This window comes from Bifidobacterium saguinibicoloris, from assembly GCF_019331725.1.
Taxonomy (GTDB): Bacteria; Actinomycetota; Actinomycetes; order Actinomycetales; family Bifidobacteriaceae; genus Bifidobacterium; species Bifidobacterium saguinibicoloris.
Map to the genome: position 1 here is coordinate 1 of NZ_JAHBBF010000005.1, position 25,437 is coordinate 25,437.

At 66.6% G+C, this 25,437-nt stretch carries 20 protein-coding genes and 1 pseudogene; 2 read left to right on the forward strand and 19 right to left on the reverse strand.

Annotated features, from left to right (window positions below; genetic code table 11):
* Positions 1 to 358 (reverse strand): annotated as a pseudogene (locus KIH78_RS04640) (carbohydrate ABC transporter permease); the annotation flags it as partial.
* A 321-nt stretch (positions 359 to 679) separates the two neighbouring features.
* Between KIH78_RS04640 and KIH78_RS04645 the strand changes: the two are divergent.
* Positions 680 to 1,669, forward strand: a complete 990-nt coding sequence (locus tag KIH78_RS04645) for a LacI family DNA-binding transcriptional regulator (protein ID WP_214315624.1) — start codon at positions 680 to 682, stop codon at positions 1,667 to 1,669.
* Here KIH78_RS04645 and KIH78_RS04650 read toward each other — a convergent pair.
* The 13 genes from KIH78_RS04650 to KIH78_RS10750 all read right to left on the reverse strand — a co-directional run bounded on the left by KIH78_RS04650 (position 1,659) and on the right by KIH78_RS10750 (position 16,213).
* Positions 1,659 to 2,450 carry a pseudouridine synthase gene (locus tag KIH78_RS04650; RefSeq protein WP_338024118.1) on the reverse strand — a complete coding sequence of 264 codons (792 nt, stop codon included), beginning with the start codon at positions 2,448 to 2,450 and terminating at the stop codon, positions 1,659 to 1,661. The two genes, KIH78_RS04645 and KIH78_RS04650, sit on opposite strands and share 11 nt — an antisense overlap.
* A gap of 30 nt (positions 2,451 to 2,480) precedes the next feature.
* Positions 2,481 to 4,373, reverse strand: coding sequence for a glutamine--fructose-6-phosphate transaminase (isomerizing) (glmS, locus tag KIH78_RS04655; protein ID WP_219131472.1), 1,893 nt, complete (start codon positions 4,371 to 4,373; stop codon positions 2,481 to 2,483).
* Between the two features lie 209 nt (positions 4,374 to 4,582).
* Positions 4,583 to 5,410 carry an amino acid ABC transporter ATP-binding protein gene (locus KIH78_RS04660; RefSeq protein WP_219131473.1) on the reverse strand — a complete coding sequence of 276 codons (828 nt, stop codon included), beginning with the start codon at positions 5,408 to 5,410 and terminating at the stop codon, positions 4,583 to 4,585.
* Positions 5,411 to 5,429: 19 nt separating this feature from the next.
* Positions 5,430 to 6,413 (reverse strand): amino acid ABC transporter permease, encoded by a 984-nt coding sequence (locus KIH78_RS04665; RefSeq protein WP_214315567.1) that lies wholly within the window; start codon positions 6,411 to 6,413, stop codon positions 5,430 to 5,432.
* 144 nt (positions 6,414 to 6,557) lie between these two features.
* A complete protein-coding gene (locus KIH78_RS04670) occupies positions 6,558 to 7,496 on the reverse strand; it encodes an ABC transporter substrate-binding protein (protein ID WP_214315569.1) in 939 nt (312 codons plus the stop codon).
* A 170-nt stretch (positions 7,497 to 7,666) separates the two neighbouring features.
* Positions 7,667 to 8,608 carry an ABC transporter substrate-binding protein gene (locus KIH78_RS04675; RefSeq protein ID WP_219131474.1) on the reverse strand — a complete coding sequence of 314 codons (942 nt, stop codon included), beginning with the start codon at positions 8,606 to 8,608 and terminating at the stop codon, positions 7,667 to 7,669.
* Between the two features lie 218 nt (positions 8,609 to 8,826).
* Positions 8,827 to 9,777: an ABC transporter substrate-binding protein gene (locus tag KIH78_RS04680; RefSeq protein ID WP_219131475.1), complete on the reverse strand. Its 951-nt coding sequence runs from the start codon at positions 9,775 to 9,777 to the stop codon at positions 8,827 to 8,829.
* A 181-nt stretch (positions 9,778 to 9,958) separates the two neighbouring features.
* Positions 9,959 to 10,444 (reverse strand): SsrA-binding protein SmpB, encoded by a 486-nt coding sequence (gene smpB, locus KIH78_RS04685; protein WP_214315574.1) that lies wholly within the window; start codon positions 10,442 to 10,444, stop codon positions 9,959 to 9,961.
* A 238-nt stretch (positions 10,445 to 10,682) separates the two neighbouring features.
* Positions 10,683 to 12,149, reverse strand: coding sequence for a CHAP domain-containing protein (locus tag KIH78_RS04690; protein ID WP_219131476.1), 1,467 nt, complete (start codon positions 12,147 to 12,149; stop codon positions 10,683 to 10,685).
* Positions 12,150 to 12,244: 95 nt separating this feature from the next.
* Positions 12,245 to 13,168 carry a permease-like cell division protein FtsX gene (gene ftsX, locus KIH78_RS04695; protein WP_219131477.1) on the reverse strand — a complete coding sequence of 308 codons (924 nt, stop codon included), beginning with the start codon at positions 13,166 to 13,168 and terminating at the stop codon, positions 12,245 to 12,247.
* Complete coding sequence (gene ftsE / locus KIH78_RS04700; protein ID WP_219131478.1) at positions 13,165 to 14,610, reverse strand: cell division ATP-binding protein FtsE; 1,446 nt, start codon at positions 14,608 to 14,610, stop codon at positions 13,165 to 13,167. Before ftsE ends, ftsX begins: the two co-directional genes overlap by 4 nt.
* 141 nt (positions 14,611 to 14,751) lie before the next feature.
* Positions 14,752 to 15,897, reverse strand: coding sequence for a peptide chain release factor 2 (gene prfB, locus KIH78_RS04705; RefSeq protein WP_214315582.1), 1,146 nt, complete (start codon positions 15,895 to 15,897; stop codon positions 14,752 to 14,754).
* Between the two features lie 181 nt (positions 15,898 to 16,078).
* Positions 16,079 to 16,213, reverse strand: a complete 135-nt coding sequence (locus KIH78_RS10750; RefSeq protein ID WP_338024114.1) for a hypothetical protein — start codon at positions 16,211 to 16,213, stop codon at positions 16,079 to 16,081.
* A gap of 164 nt (positions 16,214 to 16,377) precedes the next feature.
* On the opposite strand from KIH78_RS10750, the gene dapD reads away from it, so the two are divergent.
* Positions 16,378 to 17,397 carry a 2,3,4,5-tetrahydropyridine-2,6-dicarboxylate N-succinyltransferase gene (gene dapD, locus KIH78_RS04710; protein WP_214315584.1) on the forward strand — a complete coding sequence of 340 codons (1,020 nt, stop codon included), beginning with the start codon at positions 16,378 to 16,380 and terminating at the stop codon, positions 17,395 to 17,397.
* 340 nt (positions 17,398 to 17,737) lie between these two features.
* Here dapD and KIH78_RS04715 read toward each other — a convergent pair whose 3' ends face one another.
* From KIH78_RS04715 to glyA, 5 genes are all read right to left on the reverse strand, one after another.
* Entirely contained in the window at positions 17,738 to 21,037 is a 3,300-nt protein-coding gene (locus KIH78_RS04715; protein WP_219131479.1) for a UPF0182 family membrane protein, read from the reverse strand.
* Positions 21,038 to 21,110: 73 nt separating this feature from the next.
* Positions 21,111 to 21,839 (reverse strand): nicotinate-nucleotide adenylyltransferase, encoded by a 729-nt coding sequence (gene nadD / locus KIH78_RS04720; RefSeq protein WP_219131480.1) that lies wholly within the window; start codon positions 21,837 to 21,839, stop codon positions 21,111 to 21,113.
* A gap of 17 nt (positions 21,840 to 21,856) precedes the next feature.
* Positions 21,857 to 22,462 carry a phosphoribosylglycinamide synthetase gene (locus KIH78_RS04725; protein WP_236034426.1) on the reverse strand — a complete coding sequence of 202 codons (606 nt, stop codon included), beginning with the start codon at positions 22,460 to 22,462 and terminating at the stop codon, positions 21,857 to 21,859.
* 113 nt (positions 22,463 to 22,575) lie between these two features.
* On the reverse strand, positions 22,576 to 23,895 hold the full coding sequence (locus KIH78_RS04730) for a glutamate-5-semialdehyde dehydrogenase (protein WP_236034420.1): 1,320 nt from the start codon (positions 23,893 to 23,895) through the stop codon (positions 22,576 to 22,578).
* Between the two features lie 153 nt (positions 23,896 to 24,048).
* Positions 24,049 to 25,356: a serine hydroxymethyltransferase gene (glyA, locus tag KIH78_RS04735; RefSeq protein ID WP_219131482.1), complete on the reverse strand. Its 1,308-nt coding sequence runs from the start codon at positions 25,354 to 25,356 to the stop codon at positions 24,049 to 24,051.
* Positions 25,357 to 25,437 lie beyond the last annotated feature (81 nt).

A 25,437-nucleotide genomic window follows, 5' to 3' on the forward strand; every position in this document is an offset into this window, starting at 1 on the left:
ACTTCGTGCCATGCAGCTTCATCGAATCCAACGCCAACGCCATCGCCGCCGCCAGGAACAACATGATCGGCACCTGCACCACCGTGAACAACGCCACACGACCCACCGACGACCAGAACTGCTGATCGCCAAGCAGACGCGCGTAGTTCTCCACGCCAACGAACCGCGTGCCACCGATCATCTGCTTCTTGAAGAAACTGATATAGATGGCGTACACGATCGGGATGATGAACACGAACACGAACACCACCGCGAACGGCCACATGAACTTCCAACCACGCCAATCCGCCTTATGCCTATTCTCACGGGCAACGGACGGACTGACGGCCGCTGCCGGTGAGGCCTGCGCTGAAACCATTGCAGCCCCTCTCCTTCGAAGGCTTGGGATGAAGAAACCCTTTCGGCTTTCTCCATCTCCCCTAAAATGTTTGCGTTATCATCATAACATCATTCCGGCACCTGTCCACTCCGGCGATTTCCCATGTTTTCCAACGATGGCATATAATGGTCACGAAAACATCGTTGTTTGGTTCCACGTAATGTCGAACAATGACGCGAACATTACCGTCATTGCCCGGTCACATGCGGCGCAGCCGAACCACCACAACCGTCGACGGCCCCACGCGGATGCCGCCACCTGAGGAGAACGAGAATCATGACACGGACCATCCAGGTTTCCATGCAGGACGTCGCCAAGGAAGCCGGCGTATCGCCGCAGACCGTGTCTCGCGTGGCCAACGGCAGCAGCGCGGTGCGCCCGGACACGCGCCAACGCGTCGAGGCGGCCATGGAACGGCTCGGATACCGGCCGAACTACGCGGCCCGCGCGCTCAAACACGGCAGCTTCCGCAACATCGGCGTCGTCCTGTTCAACATGGTCTCCTACGGCAACACGCGCATCCTCGACGGCGTCCTCAACGCCGCCATCGCCGACGACTACTCCATCACCATGCAGATCATGCCCAAGCACGGCGACCGCACCATCGCCGCCGCGGTCGAACGCATGAAGCAACAGCCGGTCGACGGCGTCATCGTCATCCTCGAGGAGCGCATCTCCGACTTCGCCGGCTACAAGCCGCCCAAGGACCTGCCCGTCGTGCTCGTCACCGAAGGCGCCGCCGACCACTGCCCCACCATCGACGCGGACCAGTACGGCTGCTCCACCGCCATCGTCGACTACCTCATGAGCAAGGGGCACCGCACGGTCTATCACATCGCCGGACCAGCCAGCTCACGCGCGGCCGAAAGCCGCTCGCGCGGATGGAGGGACGCGCTCGAACAGATTGGCGCAACCGTCCCCAGCATCTACGTGGGCGACTGGGGCGCCGACTCCGGCTATCAGGCCGGCATGGCCCTGGCGCATGATCCGAACTGCACCGCCGTCTACGCGGCCAACGACCAGATGGCGTACGGCGCGATCCTCGGCCTCCAGGCAGCCGGCAAACGCGTGCCCGAAGACGTCAGCGTGGTGGGCGTGGACGATTCCCTCGTGGACATGGTGCCGCGGCTCAACCTGACCACCATGCGCATGCGGTTCGACGAGATCGGCTCCACCGCGTTCTCCATGGTGCGTCGCCAATGCGAAGGCGAGACCGTACCCGTCGGCGTGAAGACCGTCATCCCCACCGAATTCGTCGAACGCGGCTCCGTACGCGACCTCAACGACTGAGCGTCACCGTCGTCGCCCTCTCCGTCGTTCCACCCAACGGCACACGGGAGACGAACTCACGCGGCTCGTGACTGACCGGGTCGACGAACGAGAGACGTCTCGCCACCAGTTCCAACGGACGCGAGAAATCGTCGTACGCACGCGGCACGACGCGCGGATAGAAGTCGTCGCCGACGATCGGCAATCCCAACGCGTTCATATGGACGCGCAGCTGATGCGTCTTGCCGGTCCTCGGATGCAGCGTGTAGACTCGCGCGGCCGGCGCGCCGGAAAGCAAGACGGACGGCGACGTCCGACGCATGGCGTCGGAACCCCGCCACTTCCCCAATTCGACGACCGTCTCCGCGTTGACGACGCCCGGCGTCTCATACGCCTGCAATCGCCCACGTTCCTTGACGATGCGTGACCGCCGACGCAACGGGAACACACGCGGCGGCTCCAACGCGTCGACCGTGCCGTATCGCGGCCGCACGACCGGCGCGCACGGCGCAAGGCATTCGTAGGTCTTCTCCGTACGCCGCTCCTGGAACAGCATCTGATACGCCCCGCGCAACGCGGGGTCGCGCACGAACACGACGATGCCGGCGGTGGGCCGGTCCAACCGGTGCGCCGGTGTGATCGCGTCGTCATGGTACAGCTCGCGCAACCGCATGAGCGCGGTCTCGCGATACCACATGCCGCGGGGCGTGGTGGCCAGGAAATGCGGCTTGTCCACCACGATGATGCCCGAATCCTCATAGACCACGTCCAATTCGAACGGGATATGAGGCTCGGACGTCACGAACCGATGGCCTCCCATCAGCCCCTCACATCACTCCACGGTGACGGACTTGGCGAGGTTGCGCGGCTTGTCCACGTCATAGCCCTTGAGCTTGGCCATGTCCATGGCGAACAGCTGCAGCGGGACCACGTCGACGAGCGGACTCATCAGCGTGGGGCAGGCGGGGCGCCAGAAGACGACGTCCGCGTAGCGTTCCACGTCCTTGTCGCCCTCCTCGGCGACCGCGATGATGAACGCGCCACGCGCCTTGACCTCCTCGATGCCGGACAGCACCTTGGCGTGCAGCACGTTGCGGCCACGTTCCGGCGGCACGATGAACACGACCGGCTCACCCTCGTCGACCAGCGCGATCGGGCCATGCTTGAGCTCGCCGGCGGCGAAGCCCTCGGTGAACGTGTAGGCGATCTCCTTGAGCTTCAGCGCTCCCTCGAGCGCCACCGGATAGCCCACGTGGCGGCCGAGGAACAGGAACGACTGCGCGTTGATCATGCGCTCGGCGGCGTCATGGATCGTCTTGGTCTGCGTGTCGAGCACCCACTGGATCTTGCGCGGCATGTTCTTGAGCGAATCGAGGATGTGGCGGATCTCGTCGCGGAACATCGCGCCCTTGACCTGAGCCAGATACAGGCCGAGCAGGTAGGCGGCGGTGATCTGCGCGACGAACGCCTTGGTCGAGGCGACCGCGACCTCCGGACCGGCGTGCGTGTAGAGCACGGCGTCGGATTCACGCGGGATCGAGGCGCCCTGCGTGTTGCAGATCGCGAGCACCTTCGAACCCTGCTCACGCGCGTGGCGCAGCGCCATCAGCGTGTCCATCGTCTCGCCGGACTGCGAGATCGCGACGACGAGCGTGCGCGGCGTGAGGATCGGGTCACGGTAGCGGAACTCGTGCGCCAGCTCGATCTCGACCGGGATGCGCACCCAATGCTCAATCGCGTACTTGGCGACCATGCCCGCGTACGCGGCGGTGCCGCAGGCGATGACGATGATCTTGTCGATGGCCTTGAAATCGTGTTCGTCGATGCGCACCTCGTCGAGGGCGACGTCGCCGTTCTTGTCGAAGCGGCCGAGCAGCGTGCGCTGCACGGCGGCGGGATCCTCGTGGATCTCCTTGTCCATGAACGAATCCCAGCCGCCCTTCTCCGCGGCGGAGGCGTCCCAGTCCACGGTGTAGGTCTTCGGGTTCGCGATGACGTTGCCGTTGAAGTCGGTGACGATGACCTTGTCCGCGGAGACGCAGACGGCCTGGTCCTGGTCGACCTCCATCGCGCGCTTCGTGTACGCGACGAACGCGGCGACGTCGGAACCGAGGAAGTTCTCACCATCGCCGAGCCCGACGACGAGCGGGGAGTCATGACGGGCGCCGACGACGATGTCCGGCTGGCGGCAGTCGGTCGCGAGGATGGTGAACGCGCCCTGCAGCATGCGGGCCATGCGGCGCACGGCCTTGAACAGGTCGGGGGCGCCGTCCTCCCTGATGATGGTGTCGACGATCTTGCCGAGCAGCTTGGCGGCGACCTCCGTGTCCGTCGCGGACGCGAAATGGTAGCCTTCGGCCTGCAGGTCGAGACGCAGCTGGGAGGCGTTCTCGATGATGCCGTTGTGGATGATCGCGACCTTGCCGTCCTCGCTGGTGTGCGGGTGGGCGTTCACGTCGCTCGGCACGCCGTTGGTGGCCCAGCGCGTGTGTCCGATGCCGACGGTCGCCAGCGGCATCGGCTTCTTCTCGATGTCCTCGACGAGGTTCGCGAGGCGGCCGGCCTTCTTGCGTACCGCCACATGGTCCATGCCGGGCGCGGTCAGCGCCACGCCGGCCGAATCGTAGCCGCGGTATTCGAGGCGCTTCAGACCCTGGAGACACACCTCCAGCGGCTTGCCGCACGCGGTTTCAACTTGTCCTGCATATCCAACGATTCCACACATGGCTCTCTACCCTACCAACAAAACGTAACGCCCCGCAGCGCTATGCTGCGGGGCGCACGAAACATACCGAATGATTACAAATCCCATTCCGCCCTACAGCACGTGCTGCAGACGGAGCCGTCGAACGGGCAGTCCGGTGGACTGCCCGTAGGCGACGCCGAGACACGACAGTGCCGAGGAGACATGGCAGCCTTCCTGCGGCGCGTGCCTTACAGCACGTGCTGCAGGAAGTCCTTGAACCTCGGTTCGGTGGGGTGGTCGATGATCTCCGGCCCGCCGGACTCCACGACCACGCCGCCGTCCATGAACACCACCTGGTCGGCCACCTCGCGGGCGAAGCCGATCTCATGGGTGACGACGATCATGGTCATGCCGGCCTTGGCCAGCGACAGCATGACGTTGAGCACCTCGCCGACGAGCTCGGGGTCGAGGGCGGAGGTGGGTTCGTCGAACAGCATGATCTCCGGCTGCATGGCGAGGGCGCGGGCGATGGCGACGCGCTGCTGCTGGCCGCCGGACAGCTCGGCCGGGTAGTAGTCGAGGCGTTCGCCGAGACCCACGCGTTCGAGCTCCTGCCTGGCGAGTTCGCGCGCCTGCGCCTTGTTCATGTGCTTGACGTGGACGGGCGCCTCCATGACGTTCTCAATCGCCGTCATGTGCGGGAACAGGTTGAACCGCTGGAAGACCATGCCGAGCTTGGAACGCTGGGCGGCGATCTCCTTGTCGTTGAGGGTCTGGAGCATGTCCTGCCCGTTTTTCGTCACATGCTTGTAGCCGATGAGCTCGCCGTCCACCTCGATCGAGCCGCCGGTCAGGGTCTCGAGCTGGTTGATGAGGCGCAGGAACGTGGATTTGCCGGAGCCGGAGGGGCCGAGGATCACGGTCACGGTGCCGGGTTCGACGGTCAGGTCGACGCCCTTGAGCACATGCAGGGAACCGAACGCCTTGTGGACCTGCGTGGCCTTGACGGCCGGGACGCCGGACGCCGGACGCGATGCCGGGGCGGGCGCGTTCGCGGGGATGCTGGTCTGTGTCATCGTGTGTCGTCCTTCCTGCTCACGCCGTCAATCCGTTGAATGTGGCGTCGTTGAGCTTGCTCACATCGTCCTTGGGTTCGCCCTCCGTCTTGCCGGGCAGCGGCGGCTGCTTGCCGCGCGAGCCGACCGGACGCGCGTCGAATCCCTTGCCGAAGTGCTTCTCGAGACGGGATTGGATGACCATGAGGATGGAGGTGATGAGCAGGTACCAGATGCAGGCCACGATGAGCAGCGGAATCGGCTTGTAGATGCGGTTCGCGATGGCGTTCGTGGCGAACTGGAGCTCCAGGGTGAACGGCACGGCGAGCACGAGGGACGTGGTCTTGAGCATGCCGATGGTCTCGTTGCCGGTGGGCGGGATGATGATGCGCATGGCCTGCGGCAGGACGATGCGGCGCATGATGAGCGTGCGGCTCATGCCGAGCGCCTTGGCGGCCTCGGTCTGGCCGGGGTCGACGGCTTCGAGACCGGCGCGCACGATCTCGGAGAGGTATGCGGCCTCGTTGAGCGCCAGACCGATCCATGCGGCGTTGAACGCGGTGATGACCGTCTCGGAGTCGATGCTCCAGAATTCGATGGACGTGAACGGCACGCCGATGCCGATTTTCGGGATGAGCACGGCGAACAGGCCCCAGAACACGAGCTGCGTGTACACAGGGGTGCCGCGGAAGAACCAGATGAAGAACCAGCTCACGCCGCGCAGCACCGGGTTGATGGATTTGCGCATGATGGCGAGGATGACGGACAGGATGATCGCCACCACCATGGAGATGACGGTGAGCAGCAGCGTGTAGCCGATGCCTTCGATCACGTTCTCGTTGAACAGGTACTTCCATACGGTGGGCCAGTCGAGACGCGGGTTGGTGACGAGCCCCTGGATGAGCATCGCGGCCAGCAGGGCCACGATGACGGCCGCCACGATGGGGCCGGTGCGCTTGACCGGCAGCGCCTTGATGCGGTTCGGGATGTCCAGTCCCTCACCGTCCGCTTGTTTCTTCGCCATGTTCGGTTCCTTCAATGCTGCATGCTTCGATTGAGGTTGACTAGGATAGCCAGCCTAGTGTACGTGAGGGGCGCCTATGTTACATGCGCGGTTCCGCATGCCGCATGGGCGCCCCTTCATGGAGTGACGTTGGACGGGGAGGCCTCAGCCTTCGACGTCCGGGTTGATCTCGGCCTTGTCCAGCGCGCCGGATTCGACGCCCCAGTGCTTGAGGATCTTGCCGTACGTGCCGTCGTCCATAAGCTTCTGCATGGCCTTCTGCACGGCCTCGGCGGTGCCGGTCTCGCCCTTCTTGATGGCCACGGCGTTGGGCACGGAGTCGAAGTCCTCGCCGAGCTGTTCGAGCTCGCCGCCGGTCTGGGCGATGGCGTAGCCGACCACCGGGGAGTCGGCGAAGAACACATCGGCCTTGCCGGTGACGACGGCGGTGGTGGCGTCGGTCTGCTGCTTGGAGGACTGGACGGTGATGTCCTTCTTGCCGTCCGCCTTGCACTGCTTGGCGGTCTTGGCGATGGCCTCCTCCTCGACGGTGCCGGTCTCGACGGCCACCTTGAGGCCGCACAGGTCGTTCGGGTCGATCTTCTCCGGATTGCCCTTCTTCACCGCGTAGCCCATGCCGGCGGTGAAGTAGGAGACGAAGTCGACGGACTTCATGCGCTCGGGCGTGATGGTGAACGCGGCGATGCCGAGGTCGTACTTGGAGCCAATGGACGGGATGATCGTGTCGAAGTTGGAGGAGACGATCTCGGTCTTGAGGCCGAAGATGTTGCCGAGGGCGCGGGCCAGGTCCATGTCGTAGCCGATCTGGGTCTTGCCGTCGGCGTCGAGGAACTCGGCGGGCGCGTAGGAGGGGTTGGTGCCGATGGTGAGCTTGCCGTCCTTGGTGACGGATTCCGGCAGCAGCGCGGCGATGGCGGCGTCCTTCTTTACGCCGCTCACGTCGTAGCTGGTGATGGTCGCGGCGTCGCCGGAGCCTTCGGCGGAATCGGATCCGTCGCTGGTGCCGCACGCGGCGGCGGCGAACAGCATGGCGGCGCTCAGCGCGGCGGCCGTGATGGTCTTCATTCCTTTGGTGAACGACATGGTCTTCTTCTTCCCGTGATGTTCGGTGATGTGCTCTCTCAGGGCGGGAGGCCATTCACCGCCCGCGGTATTCAATATTTATACACTAACCTGCATACATATGCAAGCTGGTGGGTGGCGTCGTTCGACCCGCACGCCTTCCGACGCCGCACGACGCCACACGACGTGCGTCACTCCGCGGCCGGATCGATCTCGGCCTTGTCCAACGCGCCGGACTTGACGCCCCACGTGTCCAGGATCTTGCCGTACGTGCCATCGTCCATGAGCTTCTGCATGGCCTTGCTCACGGCCTCGGCGGTCTTGGCGTCGCCCTTCTTGATGACGATGCCGTACGGGGCCACGCCCACGTCCTCGCCGAGCGCCTCGAGCTCGCCGCCGGTCTGCTTGATCGCGTAGCCGGCCACCGGGGAGTCCGTGTAGATGATGTCCGCCTTGCCCGAGGCCACGGCGGTGGTCACGTCGGTGAGCAGCTTGGACGACTGGACGTCGATCTCGTCCTTGCCCGCGGCCTTGCATTTCGCGTTGGCCTTGTCGAGCTCCGATTCCTGCGTGGTGCCGGTCTGCACGGCGGCCTTGAGCCCGCACAGGTCGTCGGTCGAAATGTTCTTCGGGTTGCCCTTGCGCACCACGTACGTGGAGCCGGCCTTGAAGTAGCTGACGAAGTCGACCGCCGCGAGACGGTCCTTCGTGATGGTGAACGAGCTGATGCCGAGGTCGTACTTGGAGCCGACGGACGGGATGATCGAATCGAACGTGGACGAGATCGTCTGCTCCTTGAGGCCGAACAGCGCGGCCATCGCCTTGGACAGGTCCACGCTGAAGCCGACGGGCGTCTTGCCGTCGGAGGCGAGGAACTCGGCGGGCGGCGTGGACGTGTCGGCGCCCACGGTGAGCACGCCGTCCTTGGTGACGGATTCCGGCAGCAGCGCGGCGATCTCGTCATCCTTCTTGATGGAACTGGTGTCGAACCCCTGGATGTCGGAGGAGGTCGAACCGGAACCGCCGTCACCCGAGGCGGCGTCGCTCCCATCGGACGTGCCGCACGCGGCGAGCGGCGTCATCAGCGCCACGGCGAGCGCGGCGGCGATGGTTTTCGAGACATGGAACGACATGACGTTTCCTTCCTTCACGATTGCTTGACGAACGACGCGGCGAATCCCGCCGGGACGACGCGGCGATCCCACGAGACGGCGCGGGGCCGGACGTCGACGGCCCCTGCCGCCGCATCCGGCCCTCATCCTAAGGCATCGCCGCGTCGGAACCATAGGGACCGCCGTGAAACGTCACGTCATGTCCACGAGACCAGGGCCGGGGACACGGACCGAACCGGTCAGCCCTCCACGTCGGTGGGGTTGATCTCGGCCTTGTCGATGGCACCGGACTTGACGCCCCAGTGGTCGAGCAGCTTGGTGTATGTGCCGTCGTCCATGAGCTTCTGGATGGCCTTCTGCACGGCCTCGGCGGTGGCGGTGTCCCCCTTCTTGATGGCGACGCCCTGCTTGGCCACGCCCACGTCCTCGCCGACGGACTCAAGCTGGTCGCCGGTCTGGCTGATCGCGTAGCCGGCCACCGGGGAGTCGGCGTAGAAGGCGACGGCCTTGCCGGTGACCACGTTCGTGGTCACGTCGGTCTGCAGCTTGTTGGAGAGGACCTCGATCTTCTTGTCGGCCGGGCACTGCTTGTCGGCCGCGTTGACCTCCTCTTCCTGCGTGGTGCCGGTCTGCACCGCGATCTTGAGGCCGCACAGGCTCGAGGGGTCGAACTTTTCCGGGTTCCCCTTCTTGGTGACCCACGTGGAGCCGGCCTTGTAGTAGCTGACGAAGTCGACCGCCTCGGCGCGCTCGGGCGTGATGGTGAACGAGCTGATGCCGAGGTCGTACTTGGAGCCGACGGACGGGATGATCGAATCGAACGTGGAGGTGACGTTCTCGGTCTTCAATCCGAAGACCTTGCCGAGCGCCTTGGTGAGGTCGACGTCGTAGCCGACCGGGGTCTTGCCGTCGGCGGCGAGGAACTCGGCGGGCGCGTAGGAGGTGTCTGTGCCGACCGTGAGCACGCCGTCCTTGGTGACGGATTCCGGCAGCAGCGCGGCGATCGTGTCGTCCTTCTTGATGCCGGAGACGTCGAAGCTTTCGGTCTTGGATGAATCCGACGAACCGGAGGCCGAACCGCTCGAAGAGCCATCGGAGGCGTCGGAAGTGCCGCATGCCGCGGCGGCGAACACCATGGCCGCGCCCAGCGTGGCGGCGGCGATGGCCTTGATTCCCTTGCTGAATGACATAGGATTTCCTCTCTCGGAATGTCGATCGGGCGGGTATGTTTCCCGACTGATTCCGAAAGCTAGGGTTCCTATGCTACGAAAGCGTAAATCTCACGGATATGGTTCATAACGTGAGACGGGACCGGATGACGGGAGGGACGACGGCCGCCGGCGCGAAGCCCGGGACGCCGCCGTCCCGACGTCAGCGGGCGCCGCCTCGCTTGTTCGCGTAGCGCATGGCGCGTAGGGCCTCGCGTTTGTCCTGCTCCTCGCGCAGGGCCTGACGCTTGTCGAACTCACGCTTGCCGCGCGCCAGGGCGATCTCCGCCTTGACGCGGCCGTCCTTGAAGTAGAGGCTCAGCGGGATGATGGTGTACCCCTTCGCCTCGGATTGACGGGCCAATTTGAGAATCTCCCGCTCGTGGAGCAGCAGCTTGCGCTTGCGCTTGGGTGCATGGTTGTTCCACGTGCCGTTGAAGTATTCGGGGATGTTGGCGTTCTCCAGCCAGATCTCGTTGCGCCGGTCGATGGTGATGAACGCCTCGGCGAGCGAGGCACGTCCCTCCCTCAGGGATTTCACCTCCGTGCCGGTGAGGACGATGCCCGCCTCGTACTTGTCCTCGATGGCGTAGTCGTGACGCGCCTTCTTGTTCTGGACGACCGGTTTCGTCCCCTGTTCCTTCGCCATCGCGGACCTCCTTCCGATGCTGCGGCGTCCGGTCACGGCATCCTTCGCCCGACCGGCCCGTCTTCGCCCCATAGACGATAGCATGAAGCGCCGCCGGCCGAAACCGTGCGGCGCTTCGATTATGCCGTCCGCGCAGGCCCGCGTCTATCCACGCAGGTCCGCGCCGTGGAGACGCGGGGCGGAAGCGTAGCGATCCGCGGCCGCTGCGGAGATGCAGCGGGTAGCGGCCCGTTGCCGATCAGTAGTGGACGAACTCGTTGTTGTTGGGCCACACCGTCTCCCATGCCGGGAACGTGGCGAAGCCGGTGCCGCCCTCGGAGATGAGCAGGCTGCCGTCCGAGTTGACGCGCTCCACCACGGCCACGTGGCCGTACAGGCGGTTGGCGTACCAGGAGGTGACGCGCTGGCCGCGGCGGAACACCATGGCGGCGCCCACATGCGGCGTGGTGTTCACGTAGTAGCCGAGCGCACGGCCCTTGGCACCCCATTCGGCGCCGTTGCCCATGTAGGAGCCGACGGGGAGTTTCAGCTGGGAGCGGCGGATGTACGCCCACAGCGTGCACTGGCGGGAGGGGTAGGCGGAGCCGCCCACCGTGTTGCCCGTGTTGTGGCCGTAGCAGAACTTGGAGCCTTCGGGGCAGTTGCCGGGCACCGCGTAGTTCATACCGCTCGCGCCGGAGGAGCCGGAGGAGGAACCGCTGTTCGACGAGGAACCGCTGTTCGACGACGAGCCGGAGGAGGACGAGCCGCCGCTGGACGGGCGGGAGGAGCTTCCGGACGAGGATCCGCCGGACGAGCCGCCGGTCTGCTGGCTGGCGCTGCCGGAGGAGATGTTGCCGCTGCTGCCGGTGTTCTGGGCGGCGAGCTGGGATTCGATGGACAGGATGTCGGCGGCCTCCTTGGCCGCCTGCGTGGTCAGGCTGCTCTTCTGCTTCTCCAGTTCCTCACGGGCGGAGGAGACCTGGCTCTGCAGCGTCTCCAGGGAGCTCTGCTTGGCGGCGGCGTCCTCGGAGGCCTTCTTGGCGCTGGCTGCCTGTTCGTCGGCCTGGTTCTTGAGCTTGGTGATCTGGTCCTCGATGGCGGCGAGACGCTCCTTGCGGTTCATCGAGGTGTTGAGCGTGGTGGCCGCGCTGTTGGCCGCGTTCGCGGCGGAACGCGTGGCGGCGGCGTCGGACTGCATCTGCGCCACGAAATCGTCGGTGGTCGTGGCGTTGGTCACCACCTCCATCACCGTGGAGGCGTCGGAGCCGTGGAAGCTGTTGCGGGCCATCTCGGCCACGGAATCCTTGGCGTCGTCGTATTCGGCGCCGGTCTGCTTGATCTTCTCCTCCAGATCGGCCTTGTCCTTCTTGGCCGCCTCGAGACGCTCGTTGGTGGCGTCGGCGAGGTCCTGCGCCTGCTGCGCCGTCTCCTGGGCCTTGCTCGCGGCCTCCTTGGCGGCGGGGATCTGGTCGTTGGTGAGGCTGTCCAGCTGGATGATCTTGTTGGCGAGGTCCTGGTTCACGCCGGCCAGCTGCGCCTTGAGGTTCTTGTGGTTCGCCACCTTCTGCTGGTACTCGGAGTATGAGACCGCCTTCGCCTGCGGGACGGGCATGACGGTGAGCGCCACTCCTCCCGCCAGCGTCATCGCGGCGGACAGCATGAGACCGATGCCTGCATCGACGTATTTCGAACGGTTCACCACTTGTAATCGTCCTTCCTTCATGTCACGTGAGTGCCATTGTAACGGAGGTTCCTGAAACGTCCAGCGGGATTCCTCCCGGGGCTTTTCCGGCGGCCCCTTCCGGCAGCCGTCCGGGCTCAGGCCTTGAGGTAGCGTCGCAGCGAGATGGCGGAGGCCACCACGGACAGCAGGACGGCGCCGGCCACGAGCGCCGGGGCGAACAGCCATACCGTGGACTGCGTGACGAACGGCATCCAGCTGACCGACTGGGCCAGCCAGTCGGTGATGAACACCTGCACGATGCCGGCGAGCGTGCCGCAGGCGAGCAGGGAGCCGATGCCGGAGGCCACCACGCCCTCGAGGATGAACGGGAGGCGGATGGTCCAGTTGGAGGCGCCCACGAGGCGCATGATCTCCGTCTCGTTCTTGCGGGACGCCGCGGACATGCGGATGGTGGTGCCGGTGAGCAGGATGGCCACCACCACCATCACGGCGGCGAACACCACGGTGACGGCCGTGGCGCGGTTGAGCACGGCGAAGACCGGGTCGAAGATCTGCTTCTGGTCGACGACCTCCTCCACGCCGGTCTTGCCGGACAGCACTTCGGAGACCATCTTGTACTTGGTGGGGTCCTTGAGCTTGAGCTGGAGCGAATCCTGCATGTCGGCGGCGGTGAGGGTGCGCCCCTGGTAGTTGCCGTCCGGATACTGCTTGAGGAACGTGTTCTTGTAGAAGTCCTCACGGCTCACGTAGGTGATCTTGGAGACGTTGTCGGTGAGCTCGTCCTGGATGAACTCCTCGAGGTCCACGATCTCCTGCTGCGTGGGCGCCTTGCCGGAGGCGCAGGTGGCGGCCTGGCTGGTGCCGTCCGGGCAGAGCCATACCACCACTTCGATCTTGTCGTACCATTCGCCCTTGGCCCGGGTGACCTGGGCCTGCAGCAGTGCGGACGCGCCGATGAACACGAAGGAGATGAACGTGACGAGCATGACCGAGATGATCATCGGCACGTTGCGTTTGAGGCTTGTCCAGGTTTCGGAAAGGATGAATCGCGCCCTCATCGGGTCTCCCCCTTGTTCTGCATGGTGTCCGTGTGCTGTCCTCCGTCGACCCCGACGCGGGCGCCGGCCGCGAACGACGGCGGCGCGGGCGGCGTCAGAAGCCCTTCGCCGGCGTGCTTCGCCGTATCGTCCGTGTTCTTCTCCTGCGACGTCGACGATGCGGGGGATGCCGGAGGCGCGGGCGGCTCCTGCGAACGGCGTTCCCGTGCGGCTTCGTCATGCGTGTCCCGGGCGGGCTCGTCCCGATCGGCGTCGTCACGGCCATCGGTCCCGGCGGCGTCCTGGTCCGCGGGCGCGACGTGCTCCGACCGTCCGTCGGGTCCGGCCGCGTCGACACCGGTATGGGGAGACGCCGACTGGTCCGGGTCTCCCGTTCCTTCGGAGGCGTCCGCCGCGGAGGTCTCCTTTCCGGCCGTCTGCGGCTCCGCCTGCTCCTTGGCCTTGGCGAGCTCCTCGAGGTTGAGACCCCTGCCCCAGGTGAGCGTGGTCTCGACGGGAGCGAACGCCTCGCCGTAACGTCCCGTGCGTCCCGAGTGCACGGATTGGGCGAGACGGGCGATGCCCTCGTCGCCGTCGACGCCCATGGCGGTGTGGGCGTCCATCAGTCCGGACGCCGCGGAGCCCGCCTCGATGGCGGCAGCCGCATCGACCTCGACTTCGCCGCCGTCGCCGACGGCCTGCGGGCGGAACCGGGCGTCCGTCCCCAACGCCTGATGGGCCTTGGATTCGACGGCCGCGTCCGGGAAGAACACGGCGGAATCGTAGGAGCCGTGCTCCTCGTCGCGCACGATCCTTCCGGTGTGGAGCTCCACCACACGCTTGCGCATGGAGTTGACGATCTCCTCGTTGTGCGTGGCCATCACGATGGTGGTGCCGGTGCGGTTGATGGCGTCCAGCACCTCCATGATGCCGAGCGAGGTGGTGGGGTCGAGGTTGCCGGTGGGCTCGTCGGCCAGCAGGATCTGCGGATGGTTCACGTAGGCGCGGGCGATGGCCACACGCTGCTGCTCGCCGCCGGACAGCTCATGCGGGTAGTTGTGCTCCTTGCCGGTGAGCCCCACGGTCTGCAGCACCTTCGGCACCAGGGATTTGATGGTGGAACGCCGCGTGCCGATGACCTCGAGGGCGAACGCCACGTTCTGCCACACGGTCTTGTTGTTGAGCAGCTTGTAGTCCTGGAACACGAATCCGATGGAGCGGCGGTACTGCGGCACCTGACGGTTGGAGATGCGCCTCAGATCGTTGCCCGCCACGCGGATCTCGCCGCCGGTGGCCTCCTCCTCGCGCAGCAGCAGGCTCAGCAGCGTGGTCTTGCCGGAGCCCGACGCCCCCACGAGGAACACGAAGTCGCCGCGTTCGATGTCGAGGTTGACATCGTCCAACGCGGGACGCGTGCCCTTCGGATAGACCTTGCTGACGTGCGATAGTGAGATGAGCGCCATGTTGCCCCTTCCTGGTTCTCGCCCTTCACATTCCTGCGGGATGCATCATGCGGCCCGAGGCCGCGGGGCCGGCCCCGCTCCCCCGTCCGTTCGATCCGGGATGAGGAGGGGCCGGCCGTCATACGCGTCGATCGCCGCGCGTTACGCGGCCTGGGCCGCCTGCTCGGCCTCCAGCTGCGCCGCACGGCGTTCCTCGTGGCGCCAGCGGATGCCCGCCTGGATGAAGCCGTCGAGGTCGCCGTCGAACACGGCCTGGGTCTGCGAGGTCTCGTAGCCGGTGCGCAGATCCTTGACCATCTGGTACGGATGCAGCACATAGGAGCGCATCTGATCGCCCCAGCTGGCCTTGATGTCGCCGGCGAGCTCCTTCTTCTTCTTGGCCTCCTCCTCGTGGCGCAGCACGAGCAGTCGGGACTGGAGCACGGCCATGGCGGCGGCACGGTTCTGGATCTGCGAGCGCTCGTCCTGCATCGTCACGACCAGGCCGGTGGGAAGGTGGGTGATGCGCACGGCCGAGTAGGTCGTGTTCACGCCCTGGCCGCCGGGGCCGGAGGAGCAGTACGTGTCGACGCGGATGTCCGTGTCCGGGATGTCGATGTGGTCGGTCGCCTCGACGAGCGGCACGACCTCGACGGCCGCGAAGCTCGTCTGGCGGCGGCCCTGGTTGTCGAACGGGGAGATGCGCACGAGGCGGTGCGTGCCGCCCTCGACGCTCAGGCGGCCGTACGCGTACGGGGCGTCCACCTGGAAGGTGGCGGACTTGATACCCGCCTCCTCCGCGTAGGAGGTGTCCATGACCTTCGCCTTGAAGCCCATGCGCTCGCAGTAGCGCAGGTACATGCGCAGCAGCATCTGCGCGAAGTCGGCCGCGTCGACGCCGCCCGCGCCGGAGCGGATGGTGACGACCGCGGAGCGCTCGTCGTATTCGCCGTCGAGCAGCGTTTGAATCTCCATGGCGTCGAGGTCCTCGCCGATCTTGCCGAGCTCCGCCTGCGCCTCGTCAAGGGAGTCCTGGTCCTCCTCCTCGCGTCCGAGCTCGATGAGGGTCTCCACGTCGTCGATGCGCGTGCCGGCGGAGGTGAGGCGCTTGAGCTGCGATTCGGCGGCCGAAAGACGGCTCGTCACCTTCTGCGCGTTCTCGGGGTCGTCCCACAGGCCGGGAGCGGCCGCCTGCTGCTCCAGCTCCTTGATGTCCGCCTTCATGCGGTCGACGTCCAGCGCCTTGGCGATGGAGTCATACTTGGCGCGCACGTCGGAGAGCGCCTGGGAATAATCGAATTCTGCCATCGTTCACTACCTTACGTTGTTTCCTATGAACTGCCTTGGAATGGATGTCCCGCCGAGCTTCCCGCAGGACCGTGCGTCCGCGCACCATCGCCGCGTTCCGTGGTCCCTCCCTCCCGCACGGCCGCGAACCTGCCGGGGATGGCGAAGGGAACGTCACGCGTGGGATGCGCGTGACGATGCGTCAAAGCCCCGCGTAGATGGCGGGGACGACCAGGGAGAGCAGCATGGCGGCGGCGATGACGATGCACACCGCGCGCACCATGGTGCGGCGGCGGCGCTCGCGCTGCCCGCGTTCATCCTGCCTGAAGTCACTCACGATGCGTGATTGTAACGTACCGCTTGGTCATATGACGCCCACCGCGTAACGACGCGTCGCCCGCCGGGCGCGGGGACGTGGGCGGATGCAGGCGTCATCCCTCCCCAGGCGTTACAGTGGGCGGTGTCATATCGTTTGTCCGCCTGATGTAAGGAGCATCGCAGATGACTGAAGAACGCACCGCGTACGGCTGGGGCCTGGCGAGCATCGACGCCGCCGGCAACACCCTCGACGTGTGGTATCCGAGCCTGACCGTGGGCGCCGCACCGGCCGACGCCGACCGCCCGAACCATGATTTCGGCGTGCTCGCGCACGACGAGGCCGATGCGCGCGGCGTGCGCCGCGTGCCGGTGTTCACCGTGACCGGTCTTGACGACCCGATCGAAAGCGCCGAGGACGCGTACCTGAAGCTGCACCTGCTGAGCATGCGTCTGGCCAAACCGAACACGCTGAACCTGGACGGCATCTTCGCGGCGCTCTCCAACGTGGTGTGGACCAATTACGGTCCGTTCGCCGTGGAGGACTTCGGTCTGCGCAAGGCCGACGTCGAGGCGGCGGCCACCGCCGCGGCGCAGTCGTTCGCCGCGAACGCCGGACTTCCGGCCGTCGCCCCGGCCACGACGGTGAACGTGTTCGGCGTGGACAAGTTCCCGCGCATGATCGACTACGTCGTCCCCACTGGCGTGCGCATCGGCGACGCCGACCGCGTCCGTCTCGGCGCCCACCTGTCCGAGGGCACCACCGTGATGCACGCCGGCTTCGTGAACTTCAATGCCGGCACCCTCGGCGTCTCGATGGTGGAGGGCCGCGTCTCGCAGGGCGTGGTGGTCGGGAACGGCTCCGACATCGGCGGCGGCGCCTCGATCATGGGCACGCTCTCCGGCGGCGGCAAGCTCAGGAACTCGATCGGCGAGCATTCGCTGCTCGGCGCGAACGCCGGCATCGGCATCTCCCTGGGCGACAACTGCGTGGTGGAGGCGGGACTGTATGTCACCGCCGGCACGAAGGTCACGGTCTGGGACAAGGCCAAGGCCGCCGCGGGCGAACCGCTCGAGGTCGTCAAGGGTGCGGATCTGTCCGGCAAGGACAACATCCTGTTCATCCGCAACTCGGTGAACGGCCGCATCGAGGCCCGCTACCGCAAGACCGGCATCGAGCTCAACGAGAAGCTGCATAAGAACTGACCCGCGTCCCGGGCCTTCTCTCGGGGCCAGCGTCCCGGTGCCTTACGGTGAGGAATCAGTGATTCACCTCAAGCGGCCGATTGCCGCGACGACACACCATCGTCCGCGGGAATCGGCCGCTTACGCGACTCAGGAGGCCGGGAATCGCGGCAATCGCAACCATACCGCGGCATTCGGCCGCCTACGCGACGCCAACGGCCGATTGTCGCGATGACCGGTATGTCAACGCGGCATTCGGCCGCTCACATAACGCAGGAGGCCGATTGTCGCGGGAGCCGGAAGGTTCCCGCGACAATCGGCCTCAAATCATGCCGGCACGGCTGCCGGCGGCGACGACGCCCTACTGCTCGAGTTCGACGGCCTTGTCCAGCGCCTCCTCGAGACGCTGCTGCGCCTCGCCGTACGCCGTCCAATCGCCCTTCTTCAGCGCGTCCTGACCGTCCTTCATCGCCTGCGAAGCGTCGGCGAGCGCCTGCTTCAGCTCAGCGGACGACGCACCGGACGAACCCGAACCGCCGGACGCATCGGTCCCCTCCCCGGACGAGGACGAACCGGAACCGGACGTCGAACCGTCGCCCGTCGCCGAACCCTCATTCGAACCGGACGAATCGGACGAACCAGACGAACCCGAACCGGACGCATTGCCGGCATCGCCGGCCGAGGCGCCGGAATCACCGCCGAACACCTGGTCGAGCGCCTCGTCGAGCGTGTCGGCGAACCCGACCTGGTCGCCGAACGCCACAAGCACCTTCTTCAGCAGCGGGAACGACGTGGTGCCTGACGACTTGACGTACACCGGCTGCACGTACACGAGGCCACCGCCCAACGGCAGGGTGAGCAGGTTGCCGCGCACCACGTTCGTGGAGCCGGACTGCAGCAGGTTCAGCTCCTTGGACACGTCGGCGTCCGCGTTGAAGTTGTTCTGCGCCTGGCCGGGACCGGGCACGTTGGAGTCCTTCGGCAGCTCCTGCAATCGCAGCGTGCCGTAGTTCGGGCCGATCACGCCCTTCTCGTCGCCCGCGTCGGAGTCCACGGAGAGGAATCCGGTGAGGATCTCGCGCGTGGACGTGCCGGCGGGGATGTATGAGGAGGTCAGCGAGAACACCGGCTCCTTGGTGCCGCCGGTCTGCAGCGTCAGATAGTAGGGCGGTTGGAGGATGTCCTGCGCCTGCGCCTGCTGGGATTCGGTGGGGTCGACCGGCGTCTGCCAGAAGTCCTCGCCCGAATAGTACTGGCTGGCGGAGGTCACATGGTACTTGGCGAGGAGCTCGCGCTGCACCTTGAACAGGTTCTCCGGGTAGCGCATGTGGCTCATCAGGTCGCCGCTGATCTCGCTCAGCTGGTGGTACTGGCCGGGGAACACGCTCTCCCACGCCTTGATGACCGGGTCGTCCTGGTCCCACACGTACAGGTCCACGGAGCCGTCGTACGCGTCGACGGTGGCCTTGACGGAGTTGCGGATGTAGTTGGCCTGCTGGGATCCCAGGCCGCTCACCGTGGAGGACGTGACGGTGGTGGAGTCGCGCGTGGCGTCGCCCAGGTCGGTCATCTGCGAGTACGGGTAGGCGTCGGACGTGGTGTAGCCGTCGACGATCCACTTGACGCGCCCGTCCACCACAGCCGGGTAGACGCGGCCGTCGAGCGTGAGGTACGGCGCGACCTTGGCGACGCGTTCGCGCGGGGAACGGTCGTAGAGGATCTGCGACGCGCTGGTGACGCGGTCGGAGAACAGGATCTGGTCGGAGCCGAAGCGAATCGCGTACAGCAGCCGGGAGAACAGGTTGCCGACGGACGGCCCGCCGTCGCCGGAGAACGTGTTCGTGGCGCCCTTGGAGCCGGTCGGGTAGTCGAACTCCCATGCGGCGGTGCCCTTGGGCGCGCCGACGATCGAGTATTCGCTCATGTTGGGCGAGAAGTAGATGCGCGGTTCGTACTTCTGGCTTTCGGTGAGCTTGCCCTGGGTGGGGATGCCGGATTCGAAGAAGCGCGGCTGGCCGTCGGAGGTCACCTGGTTGCCGTAGGCGGCGACGACGCCGTAGCCATGCGTGTACACGGTGTGGTCGTTGACCCAGTTGCGGTTGTCGTTGCCGTCGAGGTCGAGCTCGCGCGCGGCGATGACCGTGTCCTGGCTCTTGCCGTCGATCTCGTACTTGTCGACGGCGAGCGTGTCCGCGAACGTGTAGTACTGCTTGGACTGCTGCAGCTGCTTGAACGTCGGGGAGACGACCTGCGGGTCGAGCAGGCGGATCTGCGCGGTGGTCTCGCCCTCCGCGCTCAACGCCCCGGACTCGCCCTTGGTGGTGGCCTCGTAGTTCTCGGTCTTGAGTTTGTCGAGGCCGTAGGCGGCGCGCGTGGCGTCGATGTTGCGCTGGATGTACGTGGATTCCATCTCCTGCGCGTTCGGGTTGACGCGGAAGCGCTGCAGGAGCGCGGGCCAGACGATGGTGAGGACCATGGAGACGACGACCACGACGGCGATGGCCGCGATGGGCGTGCGCCACGCCTTGAGCGCCGCGGAGGCGCGCACGCCGATGGGCGCGCTGCCCTCGAGCGCGTGCGAGCGCATGAGCCAGACGGCGAGCACCACGCCGAGGATGGCGACGAGCGCCGCCATGACGAACGTGACCGGGATGGTGGCGTTCACCGTGGTGTACGTGGCGCCGGTGATGCGCGAGCCCTGCTGTGTGAGGTGGGCGAAGACGCCGAGGATCATCTGCGCGGACAGGCCGAACAGGTTGAGCATGAGCCAGATGGCGGTCTGGCGGCGGGCGCGCCTCGTGATGGCGAACAGGCCGCGGCCGTTCACCGGCATGGTCAGACGGATGCCGCCCATGAGCACGTTGGTGACGACGGAGAAGACGATGCCGACGAGCAGCAGCATCGAGACCGCGGACATGACGAGCCGCAGGCCGGGCAGGACGAACACGTAGAAGCCGTTGTCGATGCCGAACTGCGGGTCCTTCACGCCGAAGCTCTGGGCGTGGAACAGGAGGAGCACGTCGGCCCAGTTCGCGTTGAACTGCGCGCCGAAGACCGCGCCGACCACGGCGGAGACGGCCACGGCGATGCGCCGCGCGGTCTTCGAACTGACCGTGCGGCCGACCTCCACCACGTCGCCGTCGACGCGCACGCGCGAACCGTCGGCGGCGTCGGGGCGGGCGCGGATGGCCAGCCATGCGGACACGAAGCCGACGACGGCCATGAGCAGCGCGTACGCGACCCACAACCCCACCTTCACGCCCAGCTGCGTCCAGACGACGGACTGGAATCCGAGCTGGCCGTACCACATGAGGTCGGTGAGGAACTGTGTGAGGCCCACGAACAGGCCGGCGAAGATGGCGAGCGCCGCCACCACGCCGATGAGGATCTTCGTGCCGCGTCCCGGAGTGCCGGGGCGGAAGCCCGCGCCGCCGCGCCCGCCGTGCCCGCCCGAACGGGAGCCTTTGCGTGTGATGCGGGGGAAGTACGGGTTGCCGGCGCGTCCGTTCATGCCGGAACGCGAGCCGGAACGGGAGGCGTCGTCGTCCTCCACGTCGATGACGATGTCGTCGTCCGGGCCTTCATCGTCGCGGCGGGCACCGCGCGGGCCGCGAGGGTTGGATCCGGGGTCGAACATGCCGAGGAAATCTGAGAATGACATGATTCCACCCTACAGACAACCCGGGAATGCCCTCGGACGCGTTCGCCCGCGGCCGAGCGGCGGAATCGGACCGCTACCGGTACAGCCCGTGCTTGCCGATGTACTGGACCACGCCGTCGGGCACGAGGTACCAGACGGGTTCGTCGTGGCGTGCGCGGCGGCGGACGTCGGTGGAGCTGATCGCCAACGCAGGGATCTCGAGCGTGTCCACCTTGCCTTCGGGGAGCCTGACCCCTTCGGGCGAGGAGTAGCCGGGGCGTGTGACGGCCACGAAGTGCGCGAGCTCCCACATGAGGTCCGCGTCCTTCCATTGCATGATCTCCGCGACGGCGTCGGCGCCGGTGATGAAGAACAGTTCGGCGTCCGGATGCTGGGCGCGGATGTCGCGCAGCGTGTCGATGGTGTAGGTCACGCCGGGACGGTCGATGTCGACGCGGCTCACGGTGAACTTCGGGTTGGACGCGGTGGCGATGACCGTCATGAGGTAGCGGTCCTCGGCGTTGGTGACGTGCTTGTCGAGCTTGAACACGGGCCGGCCCGTGGGGACGAAGATCACCTCGTCGAGGTCGTACACCCATGCCACTTCGGAGGCGGCGACCAGGTGGCCGTTGTGGATGGGGTCGAACGTGCCGCCCATGATGCCGATGCGCGGGGTGGCGTGGAGGTTGCCCCGCGCGGAGCGGCGCACCGCCGAACGTGCGCCTTCGGAGGGGACCGACGCGCCCGCTCCCCCGGCACCGGGCACGCCCACGTTGGCCGCGTTGGCGCCGGCGAGCACCGAGTCGGCGGACAGGTCGGACATGCGGCGTTCGTCGGCGTTCACGCGCGATCACCCGCCGTCGGCTTCGCGTCCGGGCGTTCCGAGGCCGCGACGGCGTCGTCGGGACGCTCACCGCGGGCGGCCTGCCCGTCCTCCTGTTCGGTCTCCCGTTCGATCTGCGCGGCCGTCGGATCGTCGTCCTTCGGGTCGATCTTGCCCATGTCCTCGTCCCATTCGTCCTGCACCACGCGGCGGATCTCGGCGAACGTGGGCAGCGGGAAGTCCGGCTGGTACATGCGGCGCACCTCGGCCACGCGCTCGGTGACGCGGATGAGCGTGTCGGTCATGCCGTCCACGTCGCCTTCGCGTTCGAGCGTGGAGAAGCGGCGGATGTAGTCCTCCATGAGCTCCATGTGGTAGCGCACGGACTTGAGCTGCGTCTCGTCCAGATCCACCACGTCGGGCGCGTCCTCCTCGGGCCAGCCGATGAGCACGGCGTCCGCGTATTCGAGGGATGCGCGCTGGGATGCGGAGGCGATGCCGTCCTCGATCTGCACGAGGAACACGTAACGCACGATGCTCAGGCGCTCGGCGGCGATCTTGAGTCCGCAGCGCGGATCGTCGAGGTCGAGGTCGGTGCGCAGCTCGGTGATGGGCACGCTCATGCCGTCGTCCGGGGCGACGGGTTCCGTGGTCTTCGCAGGCTCCGTGCCGGCACCGGTCGCGTCCGTCACGGTCTCGTTCACATTCGTCCTTTCGTCCATGCTCTTCCCTTCGCTCATGCGCGCACCTGTCCCATGCCGTAGCCGATCCATTTCGTGGTGGTCATCTCCCGCAGTCCCATGGGGCCGCGTGCATGCATCTTCTGCGTGGAGATGCCGAGTTCGGCGCCGAAGCCGAAGACGCCTCCGTCGGTGAAACGCGTGGACGCGTTGACCATGACCACGGCGGAGTCGATGCGGGAGGTGAACTCCTCGATGGCCGTGTAGTCCTCGGAGACGATGGATTCGGTGTGTCCGGTGGAGTGTTCGTTGATATGGTCGATGGCCTCGTCGAGCGAGTCGACGACCTTGACGCCGATTTCGAGCGCCAGGTATTCGGTGTCCCAGTCCTCGTCCATGGCGACGCAGAGCAGCCCCTCAGGTTGCGCATCGGTGCGGACCTGTTCGGGGAACGCCTTCCCGAGGACCTCGTACGCGCGGATGTCGGCGTGGATGACCACGCCGTGCGCGAACAGCGCGGCGGCGGCCTTCGGCAGGAATTCGTCGGCGACGTCGGCGTGCACGAGGAGCTTCTCGGCGGCGTTGCACACGCCGACCCGCTGCGTCTTGGCGTTGATGAGGATAGGCAGGGCCTTGTCCTGATCGGCGGAGGCGTCCACGTAGATGTGCACGTTGCCGGCTCCGGTCTCGATGACCGGGACCTTCGAGTTCTCGACGACCGCCTGGATGAGTCCTCTGCCGCCTCGCGGCACGAGCAGGTCGATGTAGCCGCGCGCCTCCATCATCGCGGTGGCGCCTTCGCGGCCGAATTCGTCGACGGAGGCGACGAGGCCCGGCCTGAAGCCACGCTCCTCCAGCACGTCGCCTATGACGGCGAGCGTGGCCGCGTTGGTGCGTTCGGCGGCGTGGCCGCCGCGCAGGATGACAGCGTTGCCGGATTTGATGCACAGGGAGGCGACGTCGACGGTGACGTTCGGCCGGGCCTCGTAGATCATGCCGATGACGCCGATCGGCACGCGCGTCTGGTTGAGGCGCAGGCCGTTGGGCAGGGTGTAGCCGCGTACGATCTCGCCGACCGGGTCGGGCAGGGTGGCGACGTGCCGCACGCCTTCGGCGGCGGCCTTGACACGCGGTTCGTCGAAGCGGAGGCGGTCGAGTTTGCCTTCGTCCATGCCGGCCTCGCGCGACGAGGCCATGTCGAGGGCGTTGGCGGCGGCGATCTCCCCGGCGCGCGCGTCGAGCGCGTCGGCGATGGCGTTCAGCAGCGCGTTCTTGGCGTCGGTATGCGTCCGCGCCAGTTCCCGCTGGGCGCTTGCGGCGTGCAGGGCACGCATGCACACCTGGTTGTGCACCCTCAACGACACCGATGTCACCATGGATTCCTCCTGTTCGTCATAGACCCCAACTGTAGCGTACATCGGGGCCGGATACATACGCCCGGATACGGGAGCAGGCTCCCCTCGTCCGTGGAGGGGAGCCTGCTGGATGCGCCGGCGTGATCCGCGCCTGGCCGTGGGCGGCTCGGCCGATCAGTGGATCTGGTCGAGGTCCGGGTAGAGCGGGAAGTCCTCGGCGAGCTTGTCGACGCGGGCCTTGAGCGCCTCGACGTCGGCGGACGGGCCGGCGGCGAGCGCGGTGCCGATGATGTCGGCGACCTCCTCGTATTCCTTCGGTCCGAAGCCGCGGGTGGCGAGCGCGCTGGCGCCGATGCGCAGACCGGAGGCGACGGAGGCGGGGCGCGGGTCGAACGGGACGGTGTTGCGGTTGATGGTGATGCCGCACTGGGCGAGCAGGTCCTCGCCCTGCTTGCCGTCCATCTCGCTGTTGCGCAGGTCGACCATCACCAGGTGCACGTCGGTGCCGCCGGTGAGGACGGAGATGCCGTTGGCCTTGACGTCGTCGGCGAGCAGGCGCTCGGCGATGATCTTCGCGCCTTCGAGGGTGCGCTCCATGCGGTTCCTGAACTCCGGGGTGCCGGCCACCTTGAAGCTGACGGCCTTGCCGGCGATGACGTGCATGAGCGGGCCGCCCTGCTGTCCGGGGAACACGGAGGAGTTGAGCTTCTTGGCATACTCCTGCTTGGCGAGGATGAAGCCGGAGCGCGGGCCGCCGAGCGTCTTGTGGGCGGTGGAGGAGACGACGTCGGCGTACGGCACGGGGCTCGGGTGCAGGCCGGCGGCGACGAGTCCGGCGAAGTGGGCCATGTCCACCCAGAACTTGGCACCGACCTCGTCGGCGATCTCCTTGATGGCCTTGAAGTCCTCGATGCGCGGGTACGCGGACCAGCCGCCGATGATCATGGCCGGGTGGGTCTCGAGGGCGCGCTGGCGGATGATCTCCGGGTCGATGCGGAAGGTCTCCGGGTTCACGCCGTAGGCTTCGGCGTGGTAGAACCTGCCGGAGAAGTTGATCTTCATGCCGTGGGTGAGGTGGCCGCCGTGGTCGAGGGCGAGGCCGAGGACGGTGTCGCCGGGCTTGACGAGCGCCTGGTAGACGGCGGCGTTGGCCTGGGCGCCGGAGTGCGGCTGGACGTTGACGTATTCGGCGCCGAACAGCTTCTTGGCGCGTTCGCGGGCGATGGTCTCGATTTGGTCGACGTACTCGCAGCCGCCGTAGTAGCGGCGTCCCGGGTAGCCTTCCGCGTACTTGTTGGTGAGCACGGAGCCCTGGCACTGCAGCACGGCGCGCGGCACGAAGTTCTCGGATGCGATCATCTCCAGGCCGCTCTGCTGGCGGCGCAGTTCGGAGTCGAGCAGCTCGGCGATCTCGGGATCGGCGGCGCTGATGGGCGCGTTGAACGCGTCGGTTGCTTTCTGTGCGAGGGGTGAAGCGGTCATTCGTGCTCCTTAGACGGTGTGGGTAACGACTGGTTTGCCGTTCGGGCGCCGAGTGTACGGGGCGTTTGTGGCGAACCTGTT